Origin of the sequence: Pseudacidovorax sp. RU35E, assembly GCF_900156165.1 — a bacterium.
GTDB lineage: Bacteria > Pseudomonadota > Gammaproteobacteria > Burkholderiales > Burkholderiaceae_C > Xenophilus.
This window is the reverse complement of sequence record NZ_FTMY01000005.1, coordinates 128,217-141,917: the sequence shown is the minus strand read 5'-3', so window position 1 is coordinate 141,917 and position 13,701 is coordinate 128,217. Positions and strand designations below refer to the sequence as shown.

Annotated in this window: 15 protein-coding genes; 9 read left to right on the top strand and 6 right to left on the bottom strand. The window is 70.7% G+C overall.

Features of this window, described 5'->3' with window-relative positions; genetic code table 11:
- Positions 1 to 13: 13 nt before the first annotated feature.
- The gene (locus BXA03_RS10505) at positions 14 to 1,045 is read right to left on the bottom strand and encodes a pirin family protein (protein ID WP_076507099.1); all 1,032 of its coding nucleotides are present in this window, start codon (positions 1,043 to 1,045) and stop codon (positions 14 to 16) included.
- A gap of 207 nt (positions 1,046 to 1,252) precedes the next feature.
- On the opposite strand from BXA03_RS10505, the gene BXA03_RS10500 reads away from it, so the two are divergent.
- The 3 genes from BXA03_RS10500 (at position 1,253) to BXA03_RS10490 (ending at position 3,595) form a co-directional block, all read left to right on the top strand.
- Positions 1,253 to 1,543, top strand: a complete 291-nt coding sequence (locus BXA03_RS10500; RefSeq protein ID WP_076507096.1) for a hypothetical protein — start codon at positions 1,253 to 1,255, stop codon at positions 1,541 to 1,543.
- 106 nt (positions 1,544 to 1,649) lie between these two features.
- The gene (locus tag BXA03_RS10495; protein ID WP_076507093.1) at positions 1,650 to 2,027 is read left to right on the top strand and encodes a response regulator; all 378 of its coding nucleotides are present in this window, start codon (positions 1,650 to 1,652) and stop codon (positions 2,025 to 2,027) included.
- Between the two features lie 92 nt (positions 2,028 to 2,119).
- On the top strand, positions 2,120 to 3,595 hold the full coding sequence (locus BXA03_RS10490) for an amidase family protein (RefSeq protein WP_076507090.1): 1,476 nt from the start codon (positions 2,120 to 2,122) through the stop codon (positions 3,593 to 3,595).
- Here the strand turns inward: BXA03_RS10490 and BXA03_RS10485 are convergent.
- Positions 3,589 to 4,068 (bottom strand): FKBP-type peptidyl-prolyl cis-trans isomerase, encoded by a 480-nt coding sequence (locus BXA03_RS10485; protein ID WP_076507087.1) that lies wholly within the window; start codon positions 4,066 to 4,068, stop codon positions 3,589 to 3,591. The genes BXA03_RS10490 and BXA03_RS10485 overlap by 7 nt on opposite strands.
- Before the next feature lie 280 nt (positions 4,069 to 4,348).
- Here BXA03_RS10485 and BXA03_RS10480 point away from each other — a divergent pair, with 280 nt between their 5' ends.
- From BXA03_RS10480 to BXA03_RS10465, 4 genes are all read left to right on the top strand, one after another.
- On the top strand, positions 4,349 to 5,068 hold the full coding sequence (locus BXA03_RS10480) for a sensor histidine kinase (protein WP_076507084.1): 720 nt from the start codon (positions 4,349 to 4,351) through the stop codon (positions 5,066 to 5,068).
- Between the two features lie 30 nt (positions 5,069 to 5,098).
- Positions 5,099 to 5,314, top strand: coding sequence for a DUF3606 domain-containing protein (locus BXA03_RS10475; RefSeq protein WP_076507082.1), 216 nt, complete (start codon positions 5,099 to 5,101; stop codon positions 5,312 to 5,314).
- 124 nt (positions 5,315 to 5,438) lie between these two features.
- Positions 5,439 to 6,599 carry a YihY/virulence factor BrkB family protein gene (locus BXA03_RS10470; RefSeq protein WP_083716015.1) on the top strand — a complete coding sequence of 387 codons (1,161 nt, stop codon included), beginning with the start codon at positions 5,439 to 5,441 and terminating at the stop codon, positions 6,597 to 6,599.
- A gap of 138 nt (positions 6,600 to 6,737) precedes the next feature.
- Positions 6,738 to 7,019 (top strand): hypothetical protein, encoded by a 282-nt coding sequence (locus BXA03_RS10465; protein WP_076507079.1) that lies wholly within the window; start codon positions 6,738 to 6,740, stop codon positions 7,017 to 7,019.
- Between the two features lie 54 nt (positions 7,020 to 7,073).
- Here BXA03_RS10465 and BXA03_RS10460 read toward each other — a convergent pair whose 3' ends face one another.
- Positions 7,074 to 7,853: a transglutaminase domain-containing protein gene (locus BXA03_RS10460; RefSeq protein WP_076507077.1), complete on the bottom strand. Its 780-nt coding sequence runs from the start codon at positions 7,851 to 7,853 to the stop codon at positions 7,074 to 7,076.
- A gap of 160 nt (positions 7,854 to 8,013) precedes the next feature.
- On the opposite strand from BXA03_RS10460, the gene BXA03_RS10455 reads away from it, so the two are divergent.
- Positions 8,014 to 9,546 (top strand): CYTH and CHAD domain-containing protein, encoded by a 1,533-nt coding sequence (locus BXA03_RS10455; RefSeq protein WP_076507657.1) that lies wholly within the window; start codon positions 8,014 to 8,016, stop codon positions 9,544 to 9,546.
- A gap of 86 nt (positions 9,547 to 9,632) precedes the next feature.
- Here the strand turns inward: BXA03_RS10455 and BXA03_RS10450 are convergent, their stop codons facing one another.
- The 3 genes from BXA03_RS10450 to infA all read right to left on the bottom strand — a co-directional run bounded on the left by BXA03_RS10450 (position 9,633) and on the right by infA (position 11,740).
- On the bottom strand, positions 9,633 to 10,901 hold the full coding sequence (locus tag BXA03_RS10450; RefSeq protein ID WP_076507655.1) for an MFS transporter: 1,269 nt from the start codon (positions 10,899 to 10,901) through the stop codon (positions 9,633 to 9,635).
- A 137-nt stretch (positions 10,902 to 11,038) separates the two neighbouring features.
- The gene (locus BXA03_RS10445) at positions 11,039 to 11,368 is read right to left on the bottom strand and encodes a hypothetical protein (protein WP_369822416.1); all 330 of its coding nucleotides are present in this window, start codon (positions 11,366 to 11,368) and stop codon (positions 11,039 to 11,041) included.
- A 117-nt stretch (positions 11,369 to 11,485) separates the two neighbouring features.
- Positions 11,486 to 11,740, bottom strand: a complete 255-nt coding sequence (gene infA, locus BXA03_RS10440; protein WP_076507071.1) for a translation initiation factor IF-1 — start codon at positions 11,738 to 11,740, stop codon at positions 11,486 to 11,488.
- A 288-nt stretch (positions 11,741 to 12,028) separates the two neighbouring features.
- Here infA and BXA03_RS10435 point away from each other — a divergent pair, with 288 nt between their 5' ends.
- The gene (locus BXA03_RS10435) at positions 12,029 to 12,955 is read left to right on the top strand and encodes a gamma-glutamyl-gamma-aminobutyrate hydrolase family protein (RefSeq protein WP_076507069.1); all 927 of its coding nucleotides are present in this window, start codon (positions 12,029 to 12,031) and stop codon (positions 12,953 to 12,955) included.
- The last annotated feature ends 746 nt before the right edge of the window (positions 12,956 to 13,701 follow it).

Below are 13,701 nucleotides of genomic sequence, written 5' to 3'. Positions count from 1 at the left end.
AGGCCCCTCACCCTCAGCCCTCCGCGTCCACCGCCGCTTCGCGCCGCCCGTCCGGATAGCGCGCGAAGCGCTCCGGCGCGGCGCCATGCACCGGCGCCCCGTCCGGCCAGGGCCAGCCGCCGAACTGCGTGCGGCGGTAGTCCTGCATGGCCTGCATGATCTCGGCCTGCGAGTTCATGACGAAGGGGCCGTGCTGCGCCACCGGTTCGGCGATGGGCCGGCCCTGCAGCAGCAGGAATTCGCACACCTCGTCACCGGCCGCCAGGGCCACGTCGGCATCGGCCCGCAGCTCGATGGCCGCCGGCCCCTGCACCGACTGGCCGCCCACCGTGGCCGATGCGCCCTTGAAGAAGTACAGCACCCGATGGGTGCCCTGGCCCCGCGCGGCCGGAAGTGTCCAGCGCGCGCCGGCCTCCAGGCGCACGGTCCAGATGGCCACGTCGGCATCGGCCTGCGCAGCCCAGGAATCCGGCGGCGGCGCCAGGGGCGCGTCGGCGCCGTCCAGGCGGCCGGCCACCACGGTCACGTCCACGCCCTCGGCTCGCCAGTGCGGCACCTGGCCCGACCAGAACATGGTGAAGTGCGGATCGACCATCTTGCGCGCCGCCGGCAGGTTCAGCCAGATCTGAAACAGCTCCAGCGGGTTGTCCGCGTCCTCGCGCAATAGTGGGAACATCTCCGAATGCACGATGCCGCGGCCGGCCGTCACCCACTGCACATCGCCGCCGCCGAAGCGGGCCGCAGCGCCCAGCGAGTCCGAATGGTCGATCAGCCCGCGGCGCACCAGCGTCACGGTCTCGAAGCCGCGGTGCGGATGGGCCGGGAAGCCGGGCACGGATTCGCCGTGGTACATGCTCCAGCCGTCCTTGCGGCTGAAGTCGGCGCCGATCTCGCGGTCGGCCAGCGAGGCGGCCGGCGCCATGCGGCCATCGCCGCGCGGATAGCCGTCGTCGTGGTACGCGCAGAAGAGGAAGGGGTCCACCGTCGGCCAGGGAAAGCCCAGCGGGTGCACGCCCAGGACGGCGGAGGGAAGGGTGTTGCTCATGGAAAAATTCTCTCGGGCGAGGGGCCGGCGGCCCCGAAGGCCGAAGATGCGGCCGGCGCCTCGATTGTGGAAGACCCCGCCCACGCGACAGCCCGGACCATGGGTGCAACAGTGGATTCGTCGGCACGCCCAGGCGGCCGGCGCTACCATCGCCCGTCGTCACACACGCGGGCATCGGCCCTCACGAGGCCACCGCAGGAGCGTTGAATGAGCCAAGACAAGCAGGATCCGACGACGGCGCAGGCGGTCGAAGCGCTGGAGCGCACCATCGACCAGGCCAAGGCAGTGGCCGCCGAGATCCGTCAGGCGGCGGACAACCTGGCCGTCGTCAATACAGTGCTCGAGGAGGCGCTCCCCGAGCATGTGCAGGTGGGCGAGGTGGCCCAGGCGCTGGACCAGTCGGGCCAGGTCGAAGCGCAGATCAACCGCTCGGCCGAGGTGCTCGACGCCCTCGAGACCGCCCAGTCCGAACTGGAAAAGAAAGCCGCCCAGTACTGACTTCCACCGCCTCCTGTAGGCCACGTCTTACAGGAAGGCTGGCCTCGCGCGGCCAAGCCGCCGCCTGACGCACCCTTAAGCTGCCCGCTCACGTCCGCGCCACCTCATGGCTGCCCCCCGCATCTTTATCGTCGAAGACAACCCCACCATCCGGGACAGCCTCATCCCCACGCTCGAAGACCTTACCGACGCCGAGATCGTCGGGATGGCCGAAGGCGAGGACGAGGCGGTCCGGTGGATGCAGGCGCATTCCGATGCGTGGGACTTGGCGATCGTCGATCTCTTCCTGCGTCAGGGCTCCGGCCTTGGCGTGCTGCGGCGGCTGCGCAATGGCGGCGCCCGGCAGCGGATGGTGGTACTGACCAACTACGCCACGGCCGACATGCGCCGCCGCTGCAGCGACGCAGGTGCCGATCGCGTGTTCGACAAGTCGAACGACCTGGACGCCTTTTTCGACTACTGCAACGCGAGCCCCATGCGCTGAGTGCGTGCAACCGCGCAGGAGCGCGCGGGGCATCGGGCACCGCCCATCAATGGCGCTGGACAAGCGGACCTGACTCCCGCTACACCCCTGGGATGTCCTCTGCTGCCGCCTCCTCCGCCGTGCTTCCTTCCACGCTGCCGACCGAACTCTGGCAGTTGGGCGCCGCCCAGACCGCTGCCCTGGTTGCGAGCCGTCGCATCTCTGCCACCGAGGCCGCGCAGGCCGCCCTGGCGCGGCTTGACGCGGTCAACCCGGCCATCAATGCCGTGGTCGACCACCGGCCCGAAGAAGCGCTGCGCCGTGCCGCCGGGATCGACGCGGCCCTGGCCCGCGGCGAGGCCGTGGGGCCGCTCGCCGGGGTGCCGGTCACCCTCAAGGTCAACGTCGACCAGGCCGGCTTCGCCACCACCAACGGCGTGCGCCTGCAGAAGGACCTGATCGCCGAACACAACAGCCCGGTGGTGGACAGTCTGCTGGCGGCCGGCGCGGTGCTCATCGGGCGCACCAACACGCCCGCCTTCAGCTACCGCTGGTTCACCGGCAACCAGTTGCACGGCGTGACGCGCAATCCGCGCAACCCGGCGCTGACGCCCGGCGGCTCCTCTGGCGGCGCGGCTGCGGCGGTGGCCTCGGGCATCGGCGCCATCGGCCATGGCACGGACATCGCCGGCTCGATCCGCTACCCGGCCTATGCCTGCGGCGTGCACGGCCTGCGACCCAGCTTCGGCCGCGTGGCCGCGTGGAATGCCTCCAGCCCCGAGCGCACCATCGGCGGCCAGCTCACCGCCGTCTCCGGTCCCATCGCCCGGCATGTGCAGGATCTGCGGCTCGCCCTGGCCGCCATGGCCCGTCCGGATGCGCGCGACCCATGGTCGGTGCCGGCACCCCTGCTCGGCCCCGAGGTCCCGCGGCGGGCCGCGCTGTGTGTGCGGCCCGATGGCCTGGCCACCACGGCCCCCGTCGAGTCGGCGCTGCACGACGCCGCCCGGCGGCTGCGCGACGCCGGCTGGCAGGTGGACGAGGTGGAGGCGCTGCCGCCGCTCAGGGCTGCCGCCGACGACCAGACGCTGCTGTGGGTTGGCGATGGCTACGAGGCCCAGCTGCGCACGGCCGAGCGAGAGGGCGATCCGGCGGCGCTGGTGGTGCTGCGCGGCCAGGCCGAGGTGGCCGCACGCATGGACAGCGCCGCGCTGTCGGCCATCCTGGTGCGGCGCGCGACCCTCACGCGCCAATGGCAACGCTTCCTGCACGAGCGCTACCCGCTGGTGCTGCTGCCGGTGTCGGCCGAGCTGCCCTTCCCGGTCGACCTGGACCTTCAGGGCCCCGACGGCTATGCCCGCGTCTGGGCTGCGCAGATGACCCAGATCGCGCTGCCTTTCATGGGCCTGCCGGGCCTGACGGTGAGCACCGGCATGGCCGAAGGTGAGCACGGGCCCGCGCCCGTGGGCGTGCAACTCGTGGCGGCACGCTTTCGCGAAGACCTCTGCCTCGAAGCCGCCGAAGCCATCGAGGCGCGCGGCGTGCCGCCGTCGCCCGTGACGCCCGGCGGCGCCTTCAGCGCTCAGTGATGGTGGCCGCCGTCGCCGTGCACGTGACGGTGGGCGACTTCTTCACCGGTGGCGGCACGCACGGCCACGACGTTCAGCTGGATGCGCAGGCTGCGGCCGGCCAGGGGATGGTTGCCGTCCAGCAGCACCTGCGGCCCCTTGATCTTGACGACGTTGAACACATGCGGCTCGCCGTTGTCGAGCTGGCCGCGCAGCTGGCCGCCGACTTTCACGCCCGGCGGGAATTCGCTCTTGGGAATGGTGCGCAGAAGGCTGTCGTCGCGCGAGCCGAAGGCCTGCTCGGGCGACAGGTTCAGCGTGGCCTGGTGGCCGGCCGTCTGCCCGTCCAGCGCGGACTCGATGGCCGGCAGGATGTTGTCGTAGCCGCCGTGCAGGTACACGACCGGCTCCTTGGGACTGTCGAGCAGCTGGCCGTTCTGGGCGTCCGCGATGCGCAGGCGCAGGGTGACGACGGTGTCTTGGGTGATCTGCATGAGTAGAAGGGCTTGGGGCCGCGAAGGGCCTGCTGATGAGGGGCGCTGCCGGTCGCACGCTGCGAGGGATGCGGGGGCCGGCCTGGAGGCGACGGAGCTCGCCCAGGGCCACCGATTGTGCGTGAACGCTTCGGGAAGGCGAGCGCTGCGGGGTTTGCGCTGCGTCGTCGTTGGCCTACCTGCGGTGGCGCCGACGGCGCATCGGTGGGACGCGGACGGCACTTGAGCATGCATGCTTCCTCTCGCCGCCGCTTTCACGTTCCCGCCCTCAGGAGCGAACATGCACGACCCGGAATCCGCTTCCGCCGAGCCCCCTGCGTCCCCTTCCCGGCCTGCCCTGGCGCAGCTGGAGGCCACGCGCGAAGCCCTGCAGACGCAGGTGAACCAGCTGGAGCGCCAACTGGCGCGTCTGAGCCACGACCTACGCAACCCGCTGGGCGCCATCCGGCTGGGCACCGAGCTGTTGCGCCGGGGTGTACTCGATCCTCAGCAGCGGCAGGTGCTCGACCACATCGACAGCGCAGGCGAGCGCGCGCAGCAACTCATCGACCAGCGCATCGCCGAAGCCCAGACCGCCACCCGCGGCGACGAGCGGCCGCGTCCGGTTGCCCTCCACGCCTTGGTGGCCCAGTGCGTCGAGACGCTGGCGCAGGCTTTTCCAGGCCATGCCTTGGAGCATGACCGGCTGGGCGAAGGCCATTGCCAGGCCGATCCCGACCGCCTGGCCCAACTGGTGGGCCGCATGGTGGCCGAGGCGGCGGCCGTGGCGACGCCCGGCAGCGGCCTGATCGTCGCCTCCATCGTGGAGCCTGAGCGCTTCCGCATCGCGGTGCACGCGCCGACGCCCCCGGAAGGCGAAGTCCAGGACGGCGGTGGCGAGGATCGACTGCGTGACGCGGTGCGTGCCCAAGGTGGCCGGCTGGAGGTCATGCGCCAGACGGCGCCCTCGGGCCGCACCCTGGTGGCGAGTTTTGCCCGTGGCGCGCCGATGGCCACCTGAGCCCACTTTCCCCAACCATCTGGAGGCCCCATGCCCGACGACCACACCCTCATCGCCCCCGCCGGCAACGACCCCGACCGCATCGACCTGCAATCCGAGGGCTCCGTGGCCGAATGGGCACGCCGCATGGACATCGACGAGGCCACGCTGCGGGCGGCCGTGGCCGCCGTCGGCGACCGGGCCACGGACGTGGCCCGCCATCTGGGGGGCGACGGTGGCGATACCGCCGGCGGCCCGCCCGCCTGAGCCGGGCGGCAATCGCAGTTGGCCTACCCGCAATGCGCCCCTTGACGCATGGCGGTGATGCGCCCGACGTCCCACACTCGCCGCAAACGTGCGCCGTCGTACGCGTCTCCAGGAAGCCGCCGCCATGACCTTCAAGGAACTCTTTTCGCTCTGCAAGAAAGCTGTCGTCGCCTGGAGCGATGACTTCGCCCCCAGCATGGGGGCGGCCATCAGCTACTACACCCTGTTCTCGCTGGCACCGCTGCTGGTGATCGTGATCGCCATCGCCGGTGCTCTGTTCGGACGCGAGGCGGTACAGGGTGAGATCGTCGGGCAGCTCTCGGGCCTGATCGGGCGCGAGGCGGCCATCGCGGTGCAGGGACTGATCCGCAGTGCCAGCGAGCCGGGCAAAGGCTTGGTGGCAGGCCTGATCGGTGCGGGTGTGCTCGTGATCGGTGCCACCACCGTCTTCGCCGAACTGCAGAGCGCGCTGGACCGCATCTGGCACGTTCCGCAGTCGGCCAAGCCCCAGGGGGTGTGGTCGGTGCTGCGGGCACGGGTGCTGTCCTTCGGGCTGATCCTGGGACTGGCCTTTCTGCTGATGGTGTCGCTGCTGGTCTCTGCGTTTCTCGCGGCGATGGGCAGCTGGGTCGGCGCATTGCTCCCGGGCTGGGAGCTGTTGCTTCAGCTGCTCAACATCGTGATCTCGTTCTCGATCATGACGCTGCTGTTCGCCATGATCTACAAGTTCATGCCCACCACGCGCATCGCCTGGCGCGACGTATGGGTGGGCGCGGCGGTGACGTCGATGCTCTTCCAGGTGGGCAAGACGGCCATCGCGCTGTACCTGGGCCGCAGCAGCATGACGGAATCCTTCGCTGCAGCCGGCTCGCTGGTCGTGCTGCTGGTGTGGGTGTATTACGCAGCGCAGATCTTCCTGCTGGGAGCGGAGTTCACCAAGGTCTATGCGCTGGAACATGGTTCGGTGGCAGACGCACGGGTGGCGGCCAGCACGGCCAACCCGCCCGAGGTCCCGACGAAGTCGGAAACCGGACAGCCGGATGCCGAAGTCGCGCCGGTCGTCCCGCAAGCCACTGCACTGGTGCAGACCGGCGAGGCCCAGGCCGAGGTGGACCGTCGCCTGCAGGGCGCCACGCGCGACCTCGCGCGGCAGCTCCTGTTGCTGGGCGGCGCCACGGTCCTGAGCGTCGCCGCGTCGCAATGGCAGAAGCGCCTTGCCAAGAAGAACAAGCTGCGGCGCAAGAGCTTCAGCCGCCGCAGTGCGGCGCGCGGCAGGACCGCCTGAAGAACCCACTGACAGTGGGCTGAACAAGACTGACCGCTGGCTGAGTGAACAGGTCTTTACATCCGCCGGGTCGGCCATCGCGCCGGCCCGCTGCGTTGAAGCTGGACATCGCCCTCCGGGCATTTCCCGCACAACGCCATGAAGAAACTTGCTTGTCTGCGTCTTGGTCCAGCGCACTTTTGGGCGCTTGCCGCCCTTCCCGCCGCCCTGTTGACCGGCTGCGTGATCGCCCCCGAGCCGGTCCACGTGGTGCCTCGCCCGATGGTGATCACGCCACCGGTCTACACACCCCCGCCCGCGGTGGTCTATGTGGCTCCCACCTACGCCGTGCCGGCACCCGGCTACACGTGGCACTACCACCCGCGCTTCGGGTGGGGCTGGTATCACCCCGTGTATGGCTGGCATCGCGGATGGCGCTGACCGGCGCCGCGTGTCCGCACCCGGACACTGCGGCGGCCCGCCGGCACCGACGGCTCACACCTGCTCGACCGTCACGCGCATCTCCTTGACCTCGACTTCGCCGTAGTTGGAGATGAAGGCCACATCCGCGGCGTCGCGGCCGTAGCCCACCACCAGGCGCCCACCGCGCGGCTCGGCCTGGGTGGCGTCGAAGGTGTACCAGCGGTCACCGATGAAGGCCTCGAACCAGGCGTGCATGTCCATGGGGTCGAGCTTGTGGAGGTAGCCCACCACCTGTCGCGCCGGGATCTGCAACGACCGCACGAGTGCGATGCCCACATGCGAGAAGTCGCGGCACACGCCCTTGCCCAGGTTGAGCGTGCCCAGTGCATCGGTGCTGGCGTCGCTCACGCCGTACTCGTAGGTGATGTGCTCGTGGATCCAGCGGCGGATGGCTTCCACCTGCGCATAGCCGGCCGTCAGGTCACCGACGATCTCCCGTGCCCGGCCTCCCAGCCGGTCGGAGGGACAGTAGCGGCTGGGCAGCAGGTACATCAGGGTCGAGTCGGGCAACTGGTCGACGGGCGTCACGGGTGCAGCGGGCTCCACGGCCAGCGCTTCCTCGGTCTCCATCTCCACCTGGACCTCGATCTCCATCCCCCCGGCCGGTACGACGAAGCGCTGCCCCAGGTTGCCATAGGGATCGACGTACTCGACCGTCGGCACCCAGGGCCGCAGGTGGTAGTGCTCGCTGACCACCCACTGCGCCAGCCCACTGCGCGGGCGCAGCATGGCGACGACGGGACAAGGCTGCTGGCAATCCAGCTTCAGGAAGTTGGTGGCTTTGAGGCGCATGGGAAGGCTCGGCTCGAACGACGGGGACAATGACACACAGGCCTGCCACCATCGGCAGGCGGCGGCATTCTGGACAGCGAGGAGCACCCTGCCTGTCGGCCGAAGGCCCGTGCCGATGGGCGCCGACGTCGCCGCCTCGCGCCTTCCTGAGCAAGCATCCATGGAAACCGAATTCAAGTTCCACATTCCCACCGGGCGGCTGGCCGGGGTCGAGGACGAACTGCGCCAGGGCGTCGTGCAGCGCACCCGCATGCAGGCGCGCTACTTCGACACACCGACCGGCGCCCTGGCCGCTGCGGGCATGGCGCTGCGCCTGCGCAAGGAAGGCCGGCGCTGGGTGCAGACGGTCAAGGCTGCAGGGCATGGGCTGCTGCAGCGGCTGGAACACAACGCCGACCTGGGCGCCGCCCGCGCGGCCGACCTGCGGCGCCCCGACCTGCTGCGCCACCGCGACACCCCTGTGGGCGAGCGCCTGCTGCAGGTGCTGCAGGCGGCGGGCGAAGAGCTGGTCGAAACCTATGCCACCGACATCTGGCGCCTGACGCGCGAGATCCACCATGCGGGCGCGCGGGTCGAGCTGGCACTGGACGTGGGCAAGATCGTCGCGCAGTCGCCCCCCGGCGGTCCCCTGCGCGTGGCGCCCGTGTGCGAGCTCGAGCTGGAGCTGCTGCAGGGGCCGCTGGGGGGCCTGGTGGAACTGTCGGCCCGTTGGGCGCAGCGCCACGGCCTGTGGCTGGGCACCGTCTCCAAGGCTGAGCGCGGGGAGCGGCTGATGAAGGGCATCTCGCAGGTGCCGGCCATCAAGGCCGAGGCGCCACGCTTCGGCGACAGCCCCGCGCCCGATGGCGCGGTGCTGCAGCGGCTGGTGATTGCCGCCTGCCTCGCCCAGGTCCTGCCCAACGCCAGCGAGATCGCGGAAGGCAGCGAGGACGCCGAACAGATCCACCAGCTGCGCATCGGCCTGCGCCGCCTGCGCACGGCGCTGCGCGAGCTTGGCCCGCTGGCGCCGGGCCTGGACCCGGCGTGGGATGCGCCGATCACGCGGACCTTCGGCGCGCTGGGCGCCCAGCGCGACCGCGCACAGGTGCTGGCCGAGTCGCGTCGCTGGATGGAGGACGCCGACGCGCCGACGCTGACCCTGCCCGCGGCCGCCGACGTGCCGACGCCTACAGCGGCGGTGCGCGATCCTGGCTTCCAGGCCGTGCTGGTCGCCCTCGCCGGCCGCGCTGCCGAGGACCCGGCCGAGCCCCTGGCCGCGGGACCAGCCGCCGCTGCCACGCTGGATGCGGATGCCACGCTGGCCCACCTGCGTGAGCGACTGCGCCGGCTGCACCGTCGGTCGCTGCGCGACGCCGAGCGCTTCGACCAGCTGGACGACCGCCAGCGTCATCGCATCCGCAAGCGGCTCAAGCGGCTGCGCTACCTGGCCGAGTTCGTCGCGCCCCTGCTGGGTGACAGCCGCACGGCCCGCTACCTCGACCAGTTGCGCCCCGCGCAGGACGCTCTGGGCCTGTTCAACGACCAGGTGACGGCGCGTCGCCTGTACGAGCAGGCGGCGCAACAGGATGCCCATGCCTGGTTCGCCATCGGCTGGCTGGCCGCACGGCAGCCCCGCACCGCGAAGAAGGCCGGCAAGGCGCTGCGCCGGCTCGCGGATGCACCGAAGTTCTGGAAGGGACGCCGCAAGGGCTGAGAGCTTGGAGCGCCCGACGGCCGCGGCCTCTCTCCCCTCGCGGGAAGGGGTTGGGAAGAGGGAGAGCCGCCCGCGAAGCGCCGCCCTCACCCCTCCCGCGGGGGCTGCGGCAGCACACGGTAGGCCAGCGCCCCTGCCGCCAGCATCAGCGCGATGGCGCCGAACACCGCCTGGAAGGGCTCGATGCCCCGCGCCTGCGCCGCGGTGGCGATGGCGCCCGTCACCCACTGCATCAGCGCCACGCCCAGGAACATCGCCATGGTGAACAGCGCCATGGCCCGGCCCGTGACGGCCATCGGGTAGGCGCCTTTCACGTCCGGGTACTGCAGCACCATGTAGCCCGAGAGCAGGCCGATGGCGAGCGCCAGGGCGATGTCCGCGCCGGCGTGCGCGTCGAAGGCCAGCACGGCGAAAAGCCCGGCACAGACCACGGTGAAGCCCACCAGCCAGCGTCGGCGGCGCCCCGGACCGGGATCGATGCGGCCGAACAGCGGCGGCCCGGCGATGGCGATCAGGGTCATGAACAGCGCCACGTTGCCGCTGGCCACGAGCGAGAAGCCATGGCGCTGCATCAGCATGGGCCCCAGCCAGAGCCCGCGCAGCGCCACGAAGGAGGCATAGGTGACCAGCGCAAGTGCCAGGATGCCCCAGGTGTGTGGCAAGAGCAGCAGGCTGGCGAAGGTGCGCACGGCACTGCCCAGCGATTCGCGGGGGGCGCTGGACGCGGGCGGGGCCGGCTCGTGCACCACGGCCGCGATCGCCCCCCAGGCCAGCAGTGAAGCCGCCGCCAGCACCCAGAAGCCCATGCGCCAGGAACTGGCCTCGATCAGCCAGGCCAGCGGCGTGCTGGTGACCAGCATGCCGCAGCTGCCCAGGCCCAGGATGGCGCCCGACACCGCCGCAAAGCGCTCCGGCGCGAAGTGCCGTGCGATGAAGACCGTGCACACGAGGAAGGCCGGTGCGCAGCCGATGCCGATCAGCACCTGCCCCACCACCAGCACGCCGAAGCTGGGCGCCAGCGCCGACAGCACCGCCCCGCCGATGGCCAGCGGAAAGGCCACCAGCACGGTGCGCCGCACGCCCTGCAGGTCGATGCCGATGCCCATCAGGAGCTGCAGCGCGCCGAAGGCGAAGTGGAAGGCGCCGGCGAACAGGCCCAGGGCCTGCGGGCTGAGGTGGAAGTCGGCCGCCAGCGGCGCCGCCATGATGGCGGCCACGGTGCGGAAGGCCTGGCTGAGCGCGAAGCCGGTGCTCAGCATCAGCAGCATGGTCCAGGCGCTGCGGCTCGGAGAGCGGGTGGCGGAAGTTGAACGGCGCGCCGGGTCGGCAGCGCTGGAGGAAGGCGGCGGGGTCATGGGCGGCGCGGCGCCCATCGGATCCGGGCGCGTTCTGGTGGTGTCTCCAGCGCTGGAGCCTAACTTGAAAGCATCCAGTGCGTGTGGCACCTGGTGGCCAACGCGACGAGCCGGCCCGGGATGCGCACCGCGGGCCTTCAGTCCGGCTGCGGCCCCGGTTCGGGCCAGCCCCAGCCCAGCAGTTCGGCCAGCCGCTGAACCGCCCAGCCGGCTTCAGCGGCACTCAGGCCCGAATCGGCATTGCGCAGGCCGGCGAGGCAGCGCTGCAGCACTTCCTGGTCGCTCACCGTGCCGCTCTGCGACAGGCCCAGCGCCTGGCCGGTGAGCAACTGCGCCAGGTCCTCGCACAGCTCATAGCGCTGGCGCACCACGGCCAACGGCTCGCGCAGGCGTTGGCGGGCGTCGGCATACAGCGCGAGGAAGGAGGAAGGGATCTCGGTCTGCTGGTCTTCGCCGTCCATGGGCACAAACAAGAAAGGGCCTCCTGCGAGACCCTGGGTCGTGAAAAAGCGGGACTTCTCGGAAGTCCCGTTGGCGGAACCCGGCCCATGCGGCACGGAGGCACCGCATGGTGGCCGGATCGATCAGCGGCGAGAGCCTTCGGGCGGCGGACCCCGGCGCTCGAGGTGGCGGAAGGTGATGCGGCCCTTGCTCAGGTCGTAGGGCGACATCTCGAGCGACACCTTGTCGCCCAGGATGATGCGGATGTGGTTCTTGCGCACCTTGCCGCCGCTGTACGCGATGACCTGGTGGCCGTTTTCCAGCGTCACGCGGTAGCGCGAGTCGGGCAGCACTTCGGTGACCGCCCCTTGCATTTCAATCAGCTCTTCCTTCGCCATGTCGTGTGTCCTCTAGCAGGCAGGACGCCGGTACGCACACCGGCTGCCACCGCCGGCGCCCGAGCCTGTGTACGTGGAAAAGGCGGGCGCGAAACTGTCAGGGAGGGACCGCGGCGACCACAAACGGATCGCCACGATCTCAACGCTTGAACGTCGCCACGCGCAGACAGACCGCGCGGAGCAAAACCGCGGGATTGTAGCGGCGCGGCACGCTCCTTGCGGCTCGGACGGCTGCGGACGCGCCCTCGGCCGACACGCCCCGACGCAGGCAGCGCGCACCATCGAGCCATGTCCACAGCCTCTCGGTTGCCGCCTGCGGGTGGCGCGGCGCCGGTCTCTGCCCGCCTCAAGATCGGCCTGTCGGCCTGCTTCCAGCATGCCGACCCGGGCCGGTCGCTGTTCACCAACAAGACGCTTCAGTATGTGGAGCAGTCCATCTGCCACTGGCTGATGTCGGCCGGCGCCATGGTGGTGATGGTGCCCTGCCCGACGGGCGACACGGCGCGCGGCGACACCAGCCTGGCCCACTACGCCGAGTGGCTGGACGGCGTGGTGATGCACGGCGGCGCCGACGTGTGGCCGGGCAGCTACGGCGAGGAGCCGCTGAAGGAAGCCTGGATCGGCGACCGGATCCGCGACCTGTACGACCTGGCGCTGGTGGAGGCCTTCGAGCAGGCCGGCAAGCCGATCTTCGGCGTCTGCCGCGGCCTGCAGCTGATCAATGTGGCCTTCGGCGGCTCGCTCTACCAGGACATCGAGGAGCAGCACGGTCATCCCGAGACGCTGCGCCACCGCGACCCGGTGGCCTATGACCAGAACTTCCACGGGATCGAGATCGTGCCCGGCACCCGGCTGGCGCAGATGTACCCGGGGGTGGCGCAGGCGCGGGTCAACAGCATCCACCACCAGGGCATCAAGAAGCTGGCGTCGGGCTTCGAGGTGGAGGCCTGGAGCCTGCCCGACCGCGTGCCCGAAGCCATCCGACGCCGGCCCGACCAGGGCAGCCACAGCTACATCGCGGCCACGCAGTGGCATCCGGAGTTCCACAAGTACGGCACCACCGACACGATCAACGACACGCCGATCCTGCATGACTTCCTCTGGGCCTGTGCCACTGCACGGGTGCAGCCGCGTCGGGCGCTGCGGCAGATGCCGGGGCGCATCCGTGACCGGGCGTCGCGGATGTTGCGGCAGGCGTTGTTGCGGCGGGGCTGAGGGCCGGGTTCGCTGGTCAGGAATGGGCGGCGCCTCATCCGGCTTCGGCTTCAGCGCGGGGGCGAAAAGCGGGGGCGCTAACCCGGCAGAGAACGCCGGCATGCGCGCTCCCGGTGCACGCTCGCGCCGACCGACTTGTTGCGCATAACGGGTGCTCGCTCTCTACCGACGTGCTTCGGGCACTGCACGGCGCCGCGAATGGCACCTCCGCACGCACACCGGCGTCCTCTGCCTGGACGATGCTGGCGAACCCTTCCCTTTTCAGGCCGTGAGACCTTGGGACCTTGGGACCTTGGGCCGGGGTGCCGTGGGCCGCAGGGCCGCGATTCCTGGGGGTACTAATGCGGGGCAAGCCGACCCTTGACCGTTCGAGCTGAGCCTGTCGAAGCCGCGCGCGTCAGGGTTGTAATGACGCGGGCCAGGACGACAGGGCCTTTGCGCTGAGCGCCGCCTTGCCCTTCGACAGGCTCAGGGCGACCGGATTTCAGCACCCGGCGGCCAAATCCAGCCGTTCGGGCGCAGCGTCCAGGCGGAGGATGACGGTGTGCGTGCGGAGGTGCCATTCGCGGCGCCGTGCAGTGCCCGAAGCACGTCGGTAGAGAGCGGGCACCCGTGTCGTGCGACAAGCCGGTCGGCGCGAGCGTGCACCGGGAGCGCGCATGCCGGCATCCTCTGACGGGTTAGTGCCAACCGGTGTCGCAACCCCAGAACCTCGCGATCCCACACTACAGAGGCACGGCTACCCA